The following is a 16,247-nucleotide window of genomic DNA, read 5'->3' as shown; positions in this document are numbered from 1 at the left end:
AAGGTCCTCGTTTTTTATAGCAAGTCTAATAAAAGTTGAAGGTTAAAAATTGTGATCACTGCAGTTAAGCAGTACCCCACCAGCGTGACCCAACGGCGATTGGCGTGTATCCCCAGTAGGTGGCGATTGCCCGTCAACGCGACCATTGGAAATAGTGTAAACGGCAGGGCAATGCTGAGCGTTACCTGGGCGTAGACAATCAAATGCTCAAATGTGCGGTCGTTAAAGCCAATTAGCCAGCCAATGATTAGGATGGGAATCAGTGTCACAAACCGGGTTAGTAGGCGCCGTTGCCAGAGCGGCAGGCGAATGTGAATGTAGCCTTCCATCACGATCTGACCGGAAAGGGTGCTGGTGATAGAGGAAATCAGACCGGTAATCAGCAGAGCAAAGGCAAATAACCAACTCATCAGAGGACTGGCAAGACTGCCGACAATTGTCGAATTTTTTAAACCGTTAAAGACGGCCTGCAGACTGGATAACTGGCCGGTCCGACCAAAGAAGAGGGTGCCGCCAAGAATCAGTAAGAGCGCGTTCACAATTAGCGCGGCAAACAAGTGGACGTTGGAATCCCATTTGCCAAAACGTAGTGCCTCGTTAACTTGGGCGGGGTCGTGCACATCGTAGCGTCGACTCTGGGCCAACGAGGAGTGGAGGTAGAGGTTGTGAGGCATGATGGTTGCCCCGATGATCCCAACACTCAGAATTAGTTTGGAGTGGTCTGTCAGCAAACTAGTGGTGGGGATGACACCTTGCAGGATGGCGGGGACAGCCGGGTGAGCCCGACCAACTTCAATGGCAAAAATGACGCCAACCGTCAGAATTGCAACCAGAACAATGAACTCAACGCGGCGAATGCCAAAGCGTAAGAAGAGGAGCACAATCAAAACATCCGCAATTGTGAGAAGGATGCCGTAGACCAGCGGTAAGCCTAGTAGTAGCTTTAGTGCGATGGCAGTCCCGACAACACCAGTCAGATCGGTGGCCATCATGGCAATTTCATTGAGTAGCCAGAGAATGTAGCGAATGGGAGTGGGGACTCGTGCTGCGATGGCCTGCGCAAGGTCGCGACGGGCGACAACGCCTAATTTGATAGCGAGGGTCTGCATGAACATGGCGACGAGAATGGCGATTACCAGAACGGCTAGGAGTTGATAGCGATATTGACTCCCACCGGCTAGTGACGTGAGCCAGTTACCGGGATCCATGTAACCCACGGCCACTAAGGCTCCGGGACCGCTGTACGCGAGAAACTTTTGAAAAAATGATGCCCCATTGTTGGGAACAGCAACGCTCTGATTGACTTCGTCGAGACTAGGACGGTCTGGATTAGGCATGGACATCACGGACCTTTCGTCGCGCGAGGTTGGCTAGAACCTTGGCAAAACGGGGATCATCATTCATGGGCGGGACCATTTGGAAAGTGTCACCACCGCTGGCTTTAAACGTTTGATAGTTCTGAACGTAGTCTTCCTCCAGCGTTTCTAGACAGTCGGCTACGAAGGATGGTGTCGCAATTAAGACGTTGCGTTTGCCCAGCTCGACTAGTTGCATTAACGTGTTTTTGAGATAGGGCTTCTGCCAAGGCATCGGGCCGAATTTAGACTGATAGACGGTCTGAACCTTGGTGGCAGGCAGGTTGGGTAGGCGGGCCAGTACGCCTTGAGTCGTGGTCTGACATTCCGTAGGGTAGGGATCGCCGTGAGCGACCATGGCGCTGGGAATGCTGTGATAGCTGAAGAGGACGGCATCAAAGCTTCCCTGCTGATAAGCCTGCCACACCTGGTCGGCCAACAGATCGAGGTAAGCACTGTCCTGATAGAAGTGACGGATGGTGGTCAGTGGTGCCTGACTGGTCGCCGCTTGCTTGAAGATCGCGTCGTGGGTACTTTGTGTGTATTGTGGAAAGAGCGGGAGAAGCACGATATTAGCGCACCCCGCCTGTACCATGGATTTCAACGTTTTGGCAATATCCGGTTCACCATAAGTCATGGCGTAACGAACATCCCAACCGGGTAGCTGTGATTGTACCTGTTGTGTGATGCGTTGGGTATAGACAATTAGTGGCGAACCTTCTTTGGTCCAGATGTGTTGGTAAAAGGTTGCTGACCGCCATGACCGCAATGGTAGGATTATGCCCTGCAAAATCGGCTGCCACAGTGCGGGTGGCATTTCAATCACGCTACGGTCACTGAGAAATGTTTTGAGATAAGCCCGGACATCCGCGGTTTGTGGCGACGCCGGTGAGCCTAAATTAACCAGTAGTAAACCTTGATGCATAATGAGACCCCCCAGGTATTGATAAGTTTATGATAGCATAATTAATCGCTTTCATAACTGACCATGCGCGCAAATCTCGTGTTGGGTGCTCATGGTTGCGTGCCATCAGCGTGTGGGGACGAAAAAAGACATCCCGCGGGATGCCTTTTCAACGTAGCATTTTAGTAAGTTGCCACGTACGCCTTATTGGCCGTGACGTAATGCCCGTTCGTTAATTGGAAACGGTAGGCATTTTTACTGTTCTTGGTGATGGCCTTAATGGCTAACTTAGTGCCAGCCTTGACCTTAGTACTCCGCTTGTTACTGGTGAATGACGTAGACTTGTATTCGTAAACGGTCTTCTTCGTCTTGATACCAGTAACGTCGTCGGCACTCTTGAAGTAACTAGCTTTGGCCTTCTTGTCGTTACCAGAGAACCACTTGTTAACGGCAGAACTGTCTAAGACCTTGTTCAAATCAACGTTCCCGCTGATTCCGGAAACCCGACCTTTGCTGGTGTATTGCCACAAGTCAACGGACGTGCCAGCAACCTTAGGCTTAATGGAACTGTACTTGGCAATCCAAGTCCCATCGAACTTGTCAAAATTCAGCTTGTGAGAGTTCGCGTAGTATTCGCCGGCGTACATGATCAGAGGCTTGTCGGTCAGACCACGCATCGTCTTCAGCCAAGCATTGACGTAAGTTTGTTCCTTACCCTTAGCAGAAGGCATCCGCTTTTCTTCATCAAGGACAAAGAATTTGGTGTGTTTGTTACTGCGCTTGTAGAAGTCCTTGGCTTCTTGTTGGGCATCCTTAACGCTCGTGAATTCGGCAAACATATATTGGCCGAATGGAACACCATACTTGTAAGCTCCATTAGCGTTGACGTTCCGCTTGCTATCGATCATATAACCAGCGTCGCCTTTGCTTCCGTGTTGCACACGAATGATAGCGTACTTTAAGTCCTTAGATGCTTTTTTCCAGTTAACGTTCCCTTGATATTGCGAAATGTCGGCAACTTTCTTACCAGCGGCGTTAGCAGTAGTCGTGTTTAATCCAACCCCGACGGCTAATACAGCGGCAAAGGCCGCAACACCTGCAACTAACTTATGTAACTTAATTTGCATGAATACATCCTCCTCAGTCTTTGCCTTTCATTGTACACGGTGTGACCGGCTAACAGGTTACTACAGATTTACAATTGATTACAGTTAGATTGCAAGAGTAAAGAAAGCGTTTGGGTGGAAGGTGGACGACAACAAAAAAGTCATTCGGAAAATTCCGAATGACTCAGTTCGTGTAAATTTAGTGGACAGCCGTATAAATCTTCAGAGCAAGCTTGGCCCGGTTCTTATCGGTCTTCGTAATCGGGTTGTACTTGGACAATCCTTGGTTGACCTTCTTGTAGCTATAAACGTTGTTGCTGCCGCTCTCAAAGTACATGAGATCAGACTTCTTAGGGGAATGATTCAGCCCCATCACGTGACCCAACTCATGGGCAATCGTGCTGGCGTATTCATACATCCGTCCATTCTTGGCTACGGTATTGACACCCTTAACTTCGTTTTTAAGCGTTGCGTAGGCTGGTAACGACTTCTCAACGGCTTCGGCTTCAGCATTGAATTCAGTCTGGTAATTGCTGTCAGTAGAAGTGACGCCCTTAGCAGTCAAGTTAGCCTTGGCTTTGGCTTCAATCGTCTTAGCATACTTCTTGTAGAAGGCATCGTTAAGCTGATTTGTCATAGCAATCCCAATATTCTTTGTTTCGGCTTGGTAATAAGACCAGCGAACTTGCAGTTTCTTCTTGCCAGGTGTCCACCACGCATCACTCTGATCGTTCTTCGTTGCCTTGGCTTTGGAGACGGAGAAGGTCAAGGTGTGATGCTTCTTAGAACCCTGAACGAATTCTTTCTTACCGAGCTTCTTATTCCAATAATTCATGGCAATCTTAACACTACTTTTAAGCTTGGCGTCTTTGGTGTTGATGTAGACAGTCGCTTTACCATTCTTTTTAAGCCCCGTTTGGGCGTCGAATGCCAGCTTGTACTTCTTCCCTAAGGTCTTGGCGTGTTTTCGATAATAACGCGCTGACTTCTTTAGAGTTGCTGATGAAGGGTTCACGCTGGCCGCTTGAGCGGTAACGGTGCTGGTAGCAATGGCCGGTGCGAATAGTAGGGCCGATGCTGCTGCAACCAGTAAGGACCGAATTCTTAAATGGTGTGATCTGTGCATGATGCTAACCTCCTCAATTCCCCAAAACGTAACATTTACAATAGCATAGACTTTTCTACGAAGGGGGTCAAGTAAAAAAATCAACAAATTATTTTGTAGTTTCATCAGTAATGACGGGGATGATACCGGTTTCAAAAATATAAAAGTGAACATTTGTTCGGGTGTTTTTGATGGTAATCTGGTATAGTAAAGTCAGCAGAAAAAAGGAGGTTTCCTGATGGTCAAACGGTGTGAATGGGCAACGTCTTCGCCCAAGATGCAACGCTATCACGATGAAGTGTGGGGGCGGCCAGAACATGATGAGCAGAAGTTATTTGAGTTACTTTGCTTGGAAACGTATCAAGCGGGACTGAGTTGGCAGACCGTGTTAAATAAACAAGCGGCCTTTGAGACAGCTTTTCATAACTTTGACGTGGCAACGGTGGCAGTCATGAAGCCTGCCGAGGTCGATCAGTTGATGACTAATGTCGCCATTATTCGGAATCGCCGTAAGCTTGAGGCAACGGTCAACAATGCCCAGGTTTTGCGCAATTGGTCGGAAGCTACAGATTTTTCAACTTGGTTGTGGGCGTTTGTCGGTGATCGGCCAATCCGTCATCATCTAACCAGCGCCAGTCAAATTCCCGGGACAACCGATCTTGCCCAGCATATTTCTCGAGAAATGAAGAAACGGGGATTTAAATTTGTTGGTCCTAAGACGGTCTATTCATTCTTACAGGCTGCGGGGTTGGTCAACGACCACCTCATGTCTTGCGATTGGGCACCTGAGAATCAACGGGAAAGGGGTTAAGTTTCATGCGATTTTTACATACAGCCGATTGGCATATTGGTAAGAAGCTTCATGGGTATGACTTACTGACGGAACAACGGGACGCTTATGAGCAGATTAAGGCTATTGCAATCGCTGAAAAGGTTGACGCCGTGGTGATTGCCGGCGATCTTTATGATCGTGCGCTTCCCAGTGAGGATGCGGTTAGTACCTTAGATACCATGCTAGTTGATCTGAACCGGCACCACCATTTTCCATTGCTGGCAATCAGCGGTAATCATGATTCGGCGGTACGTTTGAGCCAGGGAAGTGAGTGGTTTAGCAGTACCGACTTTTATCTGAATACCCGGATTGCGGATAGTGTCAAGCCAGTTGTGCTCGGTGATACGCAGTTCTTTCTATTACCTTATTTTGAGCCGTTTGCGGTCCGCCAGTATTTTGGCGATGACAGCATTAAGACAGTGGCGGCGGGAATGGAACGACTGGTTGCTGCCATGCAGGAGCAGTTTGCGCCGGACAAAAAGCATGTGCTGATTGCTCATTTCTTTGCGGCGGGGAGTCAACACAGTGATTCGGAAACCTTGGTGCAAGTGGGGGGCCTGAATGCAGTCCCTGTTGACTTGTTGAATCCGTTTGACTACGTGGCGTTAGGCCATTTACATCGGAAAGAAGCCTTGCAGAACGAACCAACAATGAAGTACAGTGGTTCACCTTTGAAATTTTCAACTAGTGAAGCCGAGGATACCAAGGGCGTTTGGATTGTTGATACGGACCAAACACCAGTATCTGTGACGTTTAAACCTTTAAAACCCCTGAATGACTTGGTGGTCCTGACCGATTCTTTTGCGCGCTTAATGGACTCCGAGGTCAGTTATTCGGTGAAAGCAGACGACTTCATCGCGATAGAGTTAACTGATACCACGCCAATTGCGAATGTGATGCAGCGACTGAAGACGCGCTTTCCAAGGATTATTGAACTGCAGCGGGTTAACCAGTTGGATGTGACACCGGAAACCCTTAACATCGAAGAGGTTCAACGAGATCCCCTGACGTTGTTAGATGATTTTTTTGAGACGGTGACGGACCACGCCCTGACTACACAGCAAGAGGATTGGGCGAAACAGGCGTTACAGCAGGCTATGAAGGAGGACAAATAATGCGACCACTAACACTACACCTCCAATATTTCGGCCCGTACCGTGATGAGGAGATTAACTTTCAAAAGTTTGACGCGACGCCCCTGTTTCTGATCAGCGGGAAAACTGGGAGTGGGAAGACGACTATCTTTGATGGGATGTGCTATGCCCTATTCGATCAATCCTCTGGCGTGGATCGGGAACCTCAGGAAATGCGGTCAGACTTTGCTACGACTGCGGATCATACGCGTGTGACCTTTGAATTTAATCACCGCAATCGGCGCTATCGAATTATTAGAGAGCCTGCCCAAACCCTGCAGAAAAAGCGCGGTTCTGGCGTGACGCGGGTTGCCGCTAGCGTTGAACTCACGGTGTTTGAGAACGGAACTGAAATAGACCAGTTAACGAAAGCGCGACAGGTCAATGACTATTTGCAAGACCTTTTGCAGATGGACGGCAAGCAGTTTGCCCAGATTGTCTTGTTACCACAGGGAGAATTTCGCCGCTTCTTAGTAGCGCCTAGTGAAGATAAGGCCGCAGTTTTGGAGCAATTATTTAACACCGAGATCTTTGCCCAATGGACAGACAAGTTACGTGATAAATTACGTCAAGATCGGACACAGAATGCGGAAGCTGCAAAAGAATTGGAACGATTGGAGACAAGTCTGACTTGGACGACGGCCAATCGGGAGCGCGCTGAGGCTTTATTACAGGCAAAGCAGACAACGGAATTGTTGGCGCTGATGGCAACACAACAGACTGCGGCGCAAACGGTAATTCAAGAGCTCACGACTCAGGTAACGACTACTCAGCGGCAGGTTACACAGCTGACACAGCAGGACACGCGTGAGGAACAACTCGTTCATGATCAACATCAGTTAGTCCAAGCGCAAGAACGTCAGCAAGCGTTAGCGATACAGGAGCCAGCCATGGCCGCGTTACATCAGTTGATCACGGAGCTGGAGTGGACCCAACAGATTCGACCGCAGTGGCAAGAGCGCGAATTCGCCAAAACTAATCAGCAACGTCGCCAATTAGCAGTGACGCAAGCACAGGCGCAATCAACTACGGCTCAGTTGGTCCAGAAAAAGGCACTAGCGGCCCAACAGCGGTTGGCGCCAGTGGAAGTGCGGATTAATAAGACAAAGGATCAGCTGGCGCAACAGGCTAAGATCAAGCCGATTTATCGGCAAATTGCAGAGTTGACCCAACAAGTTGCCTCTGCCCAAAATTCATTGTTGGCCGCTCAACAGCGCGTTACCGCAGGCCAACAACAGCAACAGAAGAATCAGAAAGACCAGCAGGCGCAACAAGCAGTGATTGCGACCCAGACACGGCTCTATCAAACGCAACAGACATTGACCCAGCGAGCTGGACAGCTAAAAGAATGGCGTCGACAATTGGCAGATTTGCAGGTAGGCGACCAACGCCAGCGGACGTTAACGCAGCAGGTGTCCAGTTTAGGGACACAAGTGACCGCGCAAACCACAGCAACAAAGGTTGCACAGCAGCACGCCGAAGAGTTAAACCAAGAACTCTTAGCCCATGAAATCGTCCGATTAGTTGGTCAACTGAAGCCCGGTAGTCCGTGTCCAGTTTGTGGATCGACTGAGCATCCTGCACCTACCGCTATCGCTGATAAGACGGTTACGGAGGCGGAGGTTCAGGCTGCACAAGCGCAAGCTCAGCAGGAACAGGATCGACTGACAAAACTGACGACCCAACTGCAGAATTTGCAAACAACGCTAACCGAGTTGAAGGAACCACAACAACGGGGGTTGACTGCACTTTTAGAAAATGTTGGCTTGCCTGAGACTAGCGAGGATGTTAATCAGTTTGATCAGCTCAGTCAACATTTTGAGCAGTTGGCGGCCACGCAACGGGCTAATCAAACCCAGAATGAGCAACAATTGCAGGCAGTAACAGCCGCCCAGCACGCTCTTGAACAATTGACGGTCGCAGCATCCAAGCTGACCCAGCAATTGGATGCTGACCAGATTGCCCAGCAAGATGAAACCAGCCATGTGGATCGATTGACGGCGCAACTGGCAACGCAAAAGCAACAGCTGCCCGCTACAGCCCCAACGTTGGCTGAATTCCAGCAGCAAGAAACGAACTTGCAAAAGCGATTGCAGTCGGACCAACAGATGTGGGACACGGCGGCTAAGCAAGTGACACAGGCCAATGAGCGACTGACGGTTGCCACAACTGAAGAAAAGACGGCCGCGCAAGAGCTGACGCAGAGTGAGCAGCGACTAGCCCAAGCTGATAGTGCGGTACAAACGTTAATGGCTAAGCATTTCGAGACGGTTACTGAGGAAACAGAAGCCATTGTGACAACCCAGCTAGCACAACTCGATACGTTGACTGCCAAACGTCAGAAGTTACAAGATTTTCGTACGCAGCAGGAACAGGTTACAACTACGATTGCCGAACTGAAAAAGCGCGTGTTGGATCAGCCAGAACCAGATCGCAATCAAACGCAAGTTGCACTGAAAGCGGCGACAGAAAAAGTTGTTAGTTTGCAGGACCAACGACACGGACAACAAGATCAGTATCAACACAACCAACAGGTGACTACGCAATTGCAGACGCAGATCGACCAACGGGCCGCCGCTCTCAAGAAGACCCAAGAGCTCACTGAACTCGTGGGGGTTGTCAACGGGGATGGTCCCAATAGCAAATTGGGATTGGAACGATACGTTTTGCAGACTTACTTGCGACAGATCTTGACGGTGGGTAACCAGCGCTTGCAGCAGTTGACCAATGGTCGTTATCAATTCTTAGTGGATGATCAACCAGCCACGTATAAGAAAAACTCTGGGTTGGAAATCAACGTTTATGATGATCACGTTGGTGAGCAACGTAGCGTGCATACCCTGTCTGGTGGGGAGAGCTTTATTGCAGCTTTGGCCTTAGCCCTAGCCTTGGGCGAAGTTATTCAGCAGACTACGGGTAGCGTGGATGTTGATGCGTTGTTTATCGATGAAGGGTTTGGTTCCCTCGACGAGGATGCCTTGATGACCGCACTGGAGTCACTTGAGACGGTTGAAGGTAAGCATCGCATGATTGGCATCATCAGTCACGTGAGTGAACTCCGCGCACAGGTACCCAATCAATTGCAGGTTGTTAGCAATGGTAATGGTGAAAGCAAAATTACTTATCAAATTGATGAAAGCTAAAAAAGAGTCGTCATCGATGGTGGCGGCTCTTAGCAGGAAAGTATGTCGTGGCTGACGGAATTGTGTCTGAAAAGGGAGGATAACTGGGGTGACTAACGAGCAGGCCTACTGATAATCGAGGTGATGGACTCTGCCTGTTCTGGTTGGCGACACAAACGTTTATAGTGGCGTAATCGGGACGACGGTTCTGAGAATGAAGTCAATCGTTAGTTCCTTGGGGGGCGCAGAATTCTGGCTGACATACTTTCCACGCTAAGGATACCTGAGGACTCAGCGGATAGATACCGGAGAACCGTGAGATGTCTGGAAAATGCCTAGTTTTCCTGGTGAACTTCTGTTAGTAAGCTAATTTTGGTGGGTAAAGGTTTTAGCCGAATATGGTTCTAGGCTTAAACCGTTAAACGGCGGTATGACGCGATTTGTCGTGGTTTAATAAAATCAGTTATATAATTAACGATTATCCGTGCACAATGTCTAATTTAGGTTTAGAATAATGGATAACTAAATTAGAAACGGGATGATTTTGATGTGTACGAGTTTAACCTATGAAAATAGCCAAGGTGATCACTTCCTAGCGCGGACCATGGATTTTGGCTTCGAGTTGGGTGGTCAACCAATCTTTATGCCACGGCAACAGAAGATTCAAGGGGACGCGGGAGAGTTCACCACAAAGTACGGTTTCGTAGGTGCCGGTCGGAATCTGAGTCATTATATCTTCGTGGATGGCGTTAATGAATATGGATTAGGTGCCGCCGCACTGTACTTTTCCGATTACGCTAAGTATGCTGAAAAAGCCCCAGCTGACAAGCTGGGTATTGCGCCCCATGACTTGACAGCTTGGGTGCTGGGCAATGCGAAGAGTGTGGCTGATTTGCGCGAATTGATTACGACCGTTCAAATCGTGGCTAAGCCCGTTGCCTTGTTAGGTATCACGGTACCTCTGCACTTCATCTTCAGTGATCCGTCTGGGGACACGGCTGTCTTAGAAGCTACCGATCATGAGCTTAAGCTGATTGAAGATCCTGTTGGGGTAATGGCCAACTCGCCGCAATTGAGCTGGCACTTGCAGAACTTGAGTACGTACGGTACCTTAGTTGCGGATACGCGCCCACTGCATGATTACCAAGGATTTGGCTTAAAGACGGTTGGTCCAGGAACCGGGGCATTTGGGATGCCTGGGGATTATACCTCACCATCTCGCTTTGTCCGGACTGTATTTAACAAACACTATAGCAAGCCCACTACTGATACACCATCGACAATGAACCTGCTGCAACATTTACTGGATGGCGTCACGATTCCCAAGGGGGTTAAGCTTAAGCCGGATGGGAGTAGCGATTACACTCAGTATCGTGGTTACATGGGACTTAACGAACGTGCCTACTACATGGAGCCATACGATAATTTAGAATTACAACGTGTAGAAATTACGGATAAGATGTTGAGCGATTGGGATACACCTGTTGAGTATCCTTTGGAACATAGAAATCATATTAAGCATTTGAATTAAGTGGGTGGATGCATGTCAGCTTTTCAACAAAAGTCATTTGAACAGTTAACAACGACAGAATTATTTGAAATTTACCGGGTGCGGGTGGCCGTTTTCGTTGTGGAACAAACCTGTGCCTATCAGGAGGTCGATGATCTCGATGTGCAGGCCCAACATTTATTTACACAAGATGCGACCGGTGCTATTACGGCCTATGCCCGGTTGATGGATGAAGGCCAACAGGTCCGAATTGGTCGGGTGCTAGTGGCACCAACTAATCGTGGAAACGGTGCGGGTCGCCAGTTAGTCAGTACCGCTATTGCTGCGGCGCAACGGACCTATCCGGCAGCCCAAGCCATCGTGATTCAGGCCCAGGCTTACTTGCAGAAATTCTATGCTTCGTTTGGGTTTCAGCCTACGATCGCTGTTTATTTAGATACCGGAATTCCGCACATTGACATGGTGTTGCCCTTAACTTAGTTAAAGCAAAAATGACCGTCATCCTCAATAGTTAGGATGACGGTCATTTTCATACAGTTAACGTGCGTTAGCAGCACGAATAAAGTCTTCAATTAAGTCGGCAGGAACGCCTTGGGCAATCAGTGCGCGTAGTGGCATGTTAAGGAACATGCGGTCTTGCAGAATGGTTGGTGTGCCATCCGCATCCGTTGCGCCCAACAGGCTGGTACCCGCTTGGCTAGCTGGCGCAATCACTTTTTGCTTAAAGAGTTCGAGCAGGCGCGGATTCCACGCAACGTTGGTGAGATAGGTCTCATCCGTAACTGGTGCTGGTGAATTCTTGAAGTCCATGGTCAGCTTAGTCTGTAGGCGAATATCACGGGATGATTGGCCAATCATGATTTCGTAATCACCAGAATCGGCTTGCCACCGGTGTTTTCCTTGACGCCACCAGCTAAAGTCTTGACGCGTTAACTTCAGGGTAACTGGCTTAGTTTCGCCCGGTTCAACCGCGATTTTGGTAAATCCACGGAGTTCCTTCGTTGGCATCGGCGCGTGGGACGTGTGGTTCGCCACGTAAAGTTGGGGAACCGCTTGGCCCGCACAGTCACCGGTGTTGGTGACATCAAAAGTAACCGTTGCGCCGTGTTCACTCTGTTTGATGTTTAAGTTAGTAAATTCAAATTCAGTGTAGCTTAGGCCGTGACCAAATGCGTATAGGACGTGCATTTCATGGGTATCGTAGTACCGGTAGCCCATGAAGATTCCTTCCGAGTAGAGTTCGTGCCGGGGATCCTGCGCAAACGTTGGGGCCATTGGTGTATCGGTCAGACGAACGGGGAACGTTTCGGTCAAATGACCGGAAGGGTTGACAGCCCCCGTCAGAATATCCCAAGTGGCTTCACCCACGGCTTCACCAGCCAGGTAGGTTTCAACCACTGCCGCAACCGTGTGAATCCAAGGCATCTCAACGGCAGAACCATTTTGTAGGACAACGGTTGTATGTTCGTTTAGCTTAGCCAGCGAACCGATTAAATCCGTTTGATTCTCGGGCAACAGGATTGAATTCTTATCGAAGCCTTCCGATTCAGCCGCGGCTGGGTAACCGGCAAAGACAATGACGTGGTCGGCATCCTTGGCGGCATCGAGCGCCGCTTGGGCCAGCTGGTCATCCGTTTCACTTTCATCCAGGCGGTAACCAGGGTAGTAATTCGCCTGTAATCCGGTGTCTTGCAAGGCTTCCAGTGGAGTTACCAGTTTTGTTGGATTGACATGAGAGCTCCCGGAGCCTTGATAGCGGGGATGTTCGGCCAGTTCACCGATCACGACGACCTTACCAGTCGTAGCCGACTTCAGTGGCAGTTCATTCTGGTGGTTCTTCAGGAGGATGATACTGTCATCGGCCAGCTTGCGGGCGAAGTCGTGATGGGCCTGGTGATCGTAAGTGCCAGCAGTGTCTGCCGGACGCCACTTGTCGACCACGTGTAGCAGGTGGCGGACAGCCTTGTTTAAGGTGCCGACATCCAGCTCGCCCGTTTGAACGGCTCGGATGATTTCATCAACCGAGGCTTGACCCTTTCCCGGCATTTCCAAGTCGAGGCTCGCCTTCAGTGCTTCCGCGTGATCAGCCACTGCGCCCCAGTCGGACATGATGGCACCATGGAAGCCCCATTCGTCACGTAAAATATCGCGCAACAGGTGCCGATTTTGGGAGTTTAAGACACCATTGGTCCGGTTATAGGAAGTCATGATAGTTGCCGGATAAGCGGCTTTGGTAATGATTTCAAAAGTCCGTAAATAAAGTTCACGAAGGGTCCGAGCTGACATGTCACTGGAGGCCGTGAACCGTTGATTTTCCCGGTTATTGGCAACGAAGTGTTTGACCGAAACCCCGACGTGTTGGGATTGAACACCATCGACGTAGGCGCTTGCCAGTTTACCAGCAACCAGCGGATCTTCGGACAAGTACTCGAAGTTCCGACCACCCAAGGGGGACCGCTTCAAATTGACACCGGGTCCCAGTAACAGGCTCACTTGTTCTGCGCGAGCCTCCTCACCAAGATGTTCCCCCAATTGGCGCATCAGGGTAGTGTTCCAGGAACTGGCACTCAGCGCTGCGGCAGGATAGGTGATGGCTTGAACCGAATCCGTAATGTCGCCAGCCGAGGCCGTGGGTTTCTGTTTCCGTAGCCCAGAAGGTCCGTCCGTCATCATCAGTGCCGGGATGCCTAAGCGATCCACGGCAGCGGTATACCAAAAGTTCTTGCCGGAGACCAGTGCGGCCTTCTCCGGTAACGTCAGTGCAGCAAGCGTTCGTTCGATGTCCATACGTTCAAATCCTTTCTACTAGTTCAACTATCACCAGTATACAGTTTTCCAGGGGGAGATGTTAGTGGCGAGTTTTTTCTTTTGACAAATCAGCAGAAGAAGGCTATCTTTAATCTTGTGCAATCCAATTCGATTATAAAAAAGTTAGGAGGGAAAATCACGATGCTAGTAAACGCCAACCAACAACAAATGATGTTAGCCGCATGTTGCCAATGTAACGTGCTTGTTTGTGTTGCGTTTAATCGTGATTTTCCGGTTAACCAGTAGACCTACATAACGACGACAACAGCGATTGTTGTCACTGTAGGCGGGTTTCCCATCACGATTATGTGAGGGAGACCCGCCTTTTTCTGTACTTAAATACGAATTTGGGGATTGCACACCACTAAATTTGAGGAAAAGGGAGCTATGAATTTTATGAAAAAATGGACCAGCATCGGCTTAGTCGCCGCAGTGATTGTAATGGGATTGGGATTAGCTGCCTGCGGTCAATCGACAGCAACGACTAAGCCATCACAAACGTTAAAGTTACCCGCTACGGCCCAGCTCGACACCATCGACCTGGCCAAAGCTACCGGGTATGGTCAGACGGGGAATGTCTTTGAAAGCTTCTATCGACTCGGTAAGAACGGGAAGGTTGCGCCGGGGTTGGCGGATTCTGTCAAAGTTTCCAAGGACAAGAAGACGTGGACCTTCCACATCCGTGACAACGCCAAGTGGAGCAACGGCGATAAGATTACCGCACAGGACTTTGTGTATTCTTGGCGCCGGACGTTGACCCCAGCCACTAAGGCTTCCTACACGGCCATGTTTTCCGGAATCAAGAACGGTGATAAGATCATTGCGGGCAAGGCTAATCCTGAGTCGATTGGGATTCACGCTAAAAATCAGCAGACCGTTGTGATTCAGTTGGACAAGCCAATTGCGTACTTCAAGATTCTGATGGCTTATCCATTATTTGCCCCGCAAAACGAGAAGGTCATCAATAAGTACGGCAAGAAGTATGCTACGAAGTCACAGTACATGGTCTACAGTGGTCCCTTTAAGATCACCAACTGGAGTGGGACGGGGAATACCTGGTCCTTCGTCAAAAACAACCAGTACTGGGACAAGCAGGTTGTTAAGCTTCAGAAGATCAATTACCAAGTGGTCACCAATCCACAGACCGGATTGAGCTTATATCAGAATAAGAAGCTTGATTTTGCACAGCTTTCAACGGAACAGGTGAAGAATTACAAGAACAATAGTGCCTTCAAGGAATACCCGTATTCCATCGTGATTCATCTGAAATACAATTTCAAGGATGCCAATCAGGAAAAACGGCGGATCATGAATAACCGCAATATTCGGCAGGCCATCGCCCTCTCCATCAACCGGAGTCAGCTGACTAAGAAGGTGTTGGGGGATGGCTCCGTGACGCCAACTGGATTCGTTGCCAGTGGGTTAGCGAGTGATCCGAAGACTGGTGAAGACTTCGCCAAGCAGCAAACGGTCAAGAATGCCACGACTTATAACCCCAAGTTGGCTAAGCAGAAGTGGGCGGCCGGATTGAAGCAATTGGGGATCAAGAAAGTTAACTTGAATATCTTAGCCGGCAACGACGACGTTGCGGCCAGCACAGTGACGCAGTATCTGAAGAGTACGCTGGAAAAGAATCTGAGCGGCTTCAACTTGAAGATTGAAAACGTTCCGGCTTCCGTTGCCCAGTCGCGCTCAACCAGTGGGGACTTTGACCTCTACTTATCTCACTGGGGTGCCGATTTCAATGACCCAATCTCCTTCTTACAGATTCCGGTCAGTTCGAATGCCTTGAACTATGGTAAGTGGTCCAACCGGCAGTATGACGCCTTGATCGACAAGGCTCAGGGTGCCGATGCCGGGAACGATGAGGCTCGGTGGCAAGACATGGTTCAGGCGTCCAAGCTGATCAATAAGGAACAGAGTTTTACGCCACTCTACCAGGCCAACTACGCCTACTTGCAGCGCTCAACAATCAAGGGCGTTATCCACAACACTGCCGGTACACAGTGGAGTTACAAGTACGCTTATCTTAAATAGCTGGTATGATTACCATCATTGTAGGTATAACGGGAAAATTTCAGTCAGCTGAAAGACTGTCGGTTCATGGTTCTCTAGGAAATCGTCAGTGGTGGGCGCTGGATGGTTTTGAGGTAATTTCCCCAAACTAGAGAGTAGTGTCGCCGTATAGTTATCTCCCGTGAAGACCATTAATTCTGGACCAAACGCCAGAGCTAATGGCCTTTTTTGGGACGTAAATGTTCAGAAAAGAAAAATGATAGATCAGATTAAGCAAATTCATGACGGATATCATCTGGTGAAGAACATTGTCGTGAGGGATGAGAGCTATCTTAGGCGGAATCTCTGGCGGCCGT

At 49.3% G+C, this 16,247-nt stretch carries 11 protein-coding genes; 6 read left to right on the top strand and 5 right to left on the bottom strand.

Annotation, left to right across the window (positions count from 1 at the left end; translation table 11 throughout):
* Nucleotides 1–14: 14 nt before the first annotated feature.
* From FD07_RS05745 to FD07_RS05730, 4 genes are all read right to left on the bottom strand, one after another.
* Nucleotides 15–1,343, bottom strand: coding sequence for an Nramp family divalent metal transporter (locus tag FD07_RS05745; RefSeq protein ID WP_020089405.1), 1,329 nt, complete (start codon nt 1,341–1,343; stop codon nt 15–17).
* The gene (gene hemH / locus FD07_RS05740) at nt 1,330–2,280 is read right to left on the bottom strand and encodes a ferrochelatase (protein ID WP_020089404.1); all 951 of its coding nucleotides are present in this window, start codon (nt 2,278–2,280) and stop codon (nt 1,330–1,332) included. The genes FD07_RS05745 and hemH overlap by 14 nt, the downstream gene beginning before the upstream one ends.
* Nucleotides 2,281–2,441: 161 nt before the next feature.
* Entirely contained in the window at nt 2,442–3,386 is a 945-nt protein-coding gene (locus tag FD07_RS05735; protein WP_020089403.1) for a GH25 family lysozyme, read from the bottom strand.
* A gap of 178 nt (nt 3,387–3,564) precedes the next feature.
* Nucleotides 3,565–4,491 (bottom strand): matrixin family metalloprotease, encoded by a 927-nt coding sequence (locus tag FD07_RS05730; protein ID WP_020089402.1) that lies wholly within the window; start codon nt 4,489–4,491, stop codon nt 3,565–3,567.
* Between the two features lie 217 nt (nt 4,492–4,708).
* Here FD07_RS05730 and FD07_RS05725 point away from each other — a divergent pair, with 217 nt between their 5' ends.
* From FD07_RS05725 to FD07_RS05705, 5 genes are all read left to right on the top strand, one after another.
* Nucleotides 4,709–5,281, top strand: a complete 573-nt coding sequence (locus FD07_RS05725) for a DNA-3-methyladenine glycosylase I (protein ID WP_020089401.1) — start codon at nt 4,709–4,711, stop codon at nt 5,279–5,281.
* A gap of 5 nt (nt 5,282–5,286) precedes the next feature.
* Nucleotides 5,287–6,417, top strand: coding sequence for an exonuclease SbcCD subunit D (locus FD07_RS05720; protein WP_020089400.1), 1,131 nt, complete (start codon nt 5,287–5,289; stop codon nt 6,415–6,417).
* Nucleotides 6,417–9,578 (top strand): AAA family ATPase, encoded by a 3,162-nt coding sequence (locus FD07_RS05715; protein WP_020089399.1) that lies wholly within the window; start codon nt 6,417–6,419, stop codon nt 9,576–9,578. The genes FD07_RS05720 and FD07_RS05715 overlap by 1 nt, the downstream gene beginning before the upstream one ends.
* 526 nt (nt 9,579–10,104) lie before the next feature.
* Nucleotides 10,105–11,088: a choloylglycine hydrolase family protein gene (locus tag FD07_RS05710; protein WP_020089398.1), complete on the top strand. Its 984-nt coding sequence runs from the start codon at nt 10,105–10,107 to the stop codon at nt 11,086–11,088.
* Nucleotides 11,089–11,100: 12 nt separating this feature from the next.
* Nucleotides 11,101–11,547: a GNAT family N-acetyltransferase gene (locus FD07_RS05705; RefSeq protein WP_020089397.1), complete on the top strand. Its 447-nt coding sequence runs from the start codon at nt 11,101–11,103 to the stop codon at nt 11,545–11,547.
* A gap of 57 nt (nt 11,548–11,604) precedes the next feature.
* Here the strand turns inward: FD07_RS05705 and FD07_RS05700 are convergent, their stop codons facing one another.
* Nucleotides 11,605–13,854: a glycoside hydrolase family 3 C-terminal domain-containing protein gene (locus FD07_RS05700; RefSeq protein WP_020089396.1), complete on the bottom strand. Its 2,250-nt coding sequence runs from the start codon at nt 13,852–13,854 to the stop codon at nt 11,605–11,607.
* Between the two features lie 417 nt (nt 13,855–14,271).
* Here FD07_RS05700 and FD07_RS05695 point away from each other — a divergent pair, with 417 nt between their 5' ends.
* Entirely contained in the window at nt 14,272–15,912 is a 1,641-nt protein-coding gene (locus FD07_RS05695; protein ID WP_027825959.1) for a peptide ABC transporter substrate-binding protein, read from the top strand.
* Nucleotides 15,913–16,247 lie beyond the last annotated feature (335 nt).

Origin of the sequence: Levilactobacillus parabrevis ATCC 53295 (assembly GCF_001434055.1) — a bacterium.
GTDB lineage: Bacteria > Bacillota > Bacilli > Lactobacillales > Lactobacillaceae > Levilactobacillus > Levilactobacillus parabrevis.
This window is presented reverse-complemented; position numbering and strand designations above follow the sequence as displayed.

Excerpts from the sequence above, each read along its gene's own strand:
- FD07_RS05730 (WP_020089402.1), bottom strand. The coding sequence starts at position 4,491 with ATGCACAGATCACACCATTTAAGAATTCGGTCCTTACTGGTTGCAGCA.
- FD07_RS05720 (WP_020089400.1), top strand. The coding sequence starts at position 5,287 with ATGCGATTTTTACATACAGCCGATTGGCATATTGGTAAGAAGCTTCAT.
- hemH (WP_020089404.1), bottom strand. The coding sequence starts at position 2,280 with ATGCATCAAGGTTTACTACTGGTTAATTTAGGCTCACCGGCGTCGCCA.
- FD07_RS05700 (WP_020089396.1), bottom strand. The coding sequence starts at position 13,854 with ATGGACATCGAACGAACGCTTGCTGCACTGACGTTACCGGAGAAGGCC.
- FD07_RS05705 (WP_020089397.1), top strand. The coding sequence starts at position 11,101 with ATGTCAGCTTTTCAACAAAAGTCATTTGAACAGTTAACAACGACAGAA.
- FD07_RS05710 (WP_020089398.1), top strand. The coding sequence starts at position 10,105 with ATGTGTACGAGTTTAACCTATGAAAATAGCCAAGGTGATCACTTCCTA.
- FD07_RS05745 (WP_020089405.1), bottom strand. The coding sequence starts at position 1,343 with ATGTCCATGCCTAATCCAGACCGTCCTAGTCTCGACGAAGTCAATCAG.
- FD07_RS05695 (WP_027825959.1), top strand. The coding sequence starts at position 14,272 with ATGAAAAAATGGACCAGCATCGGCTTAGTCGCCGCAGTGATTGTAATG.
- FD07_RS05715 (WP_020089399.1), top strand. The coding sequence starts at position 6,417 with ATGCGACCACTAACACTACACCTCCAATATTTCGGCCCGTACCGTGAT.
- FD07_RS05735 (WP_020089403.1), bottom strand. The coding sequence starts at position 3,386 with ATGCAAATTAAGTTACATAAGTTAGTTGCAGGTGTTGCGGCCTTTGCC.
- FD07_RS05725 (WP_020089401.1), top strand. The coding sequence starts at position 4,709 with ATGGTCAAACGGTGTGAATGGGCAACGTCTTCGCCCAAGATGCAACGC.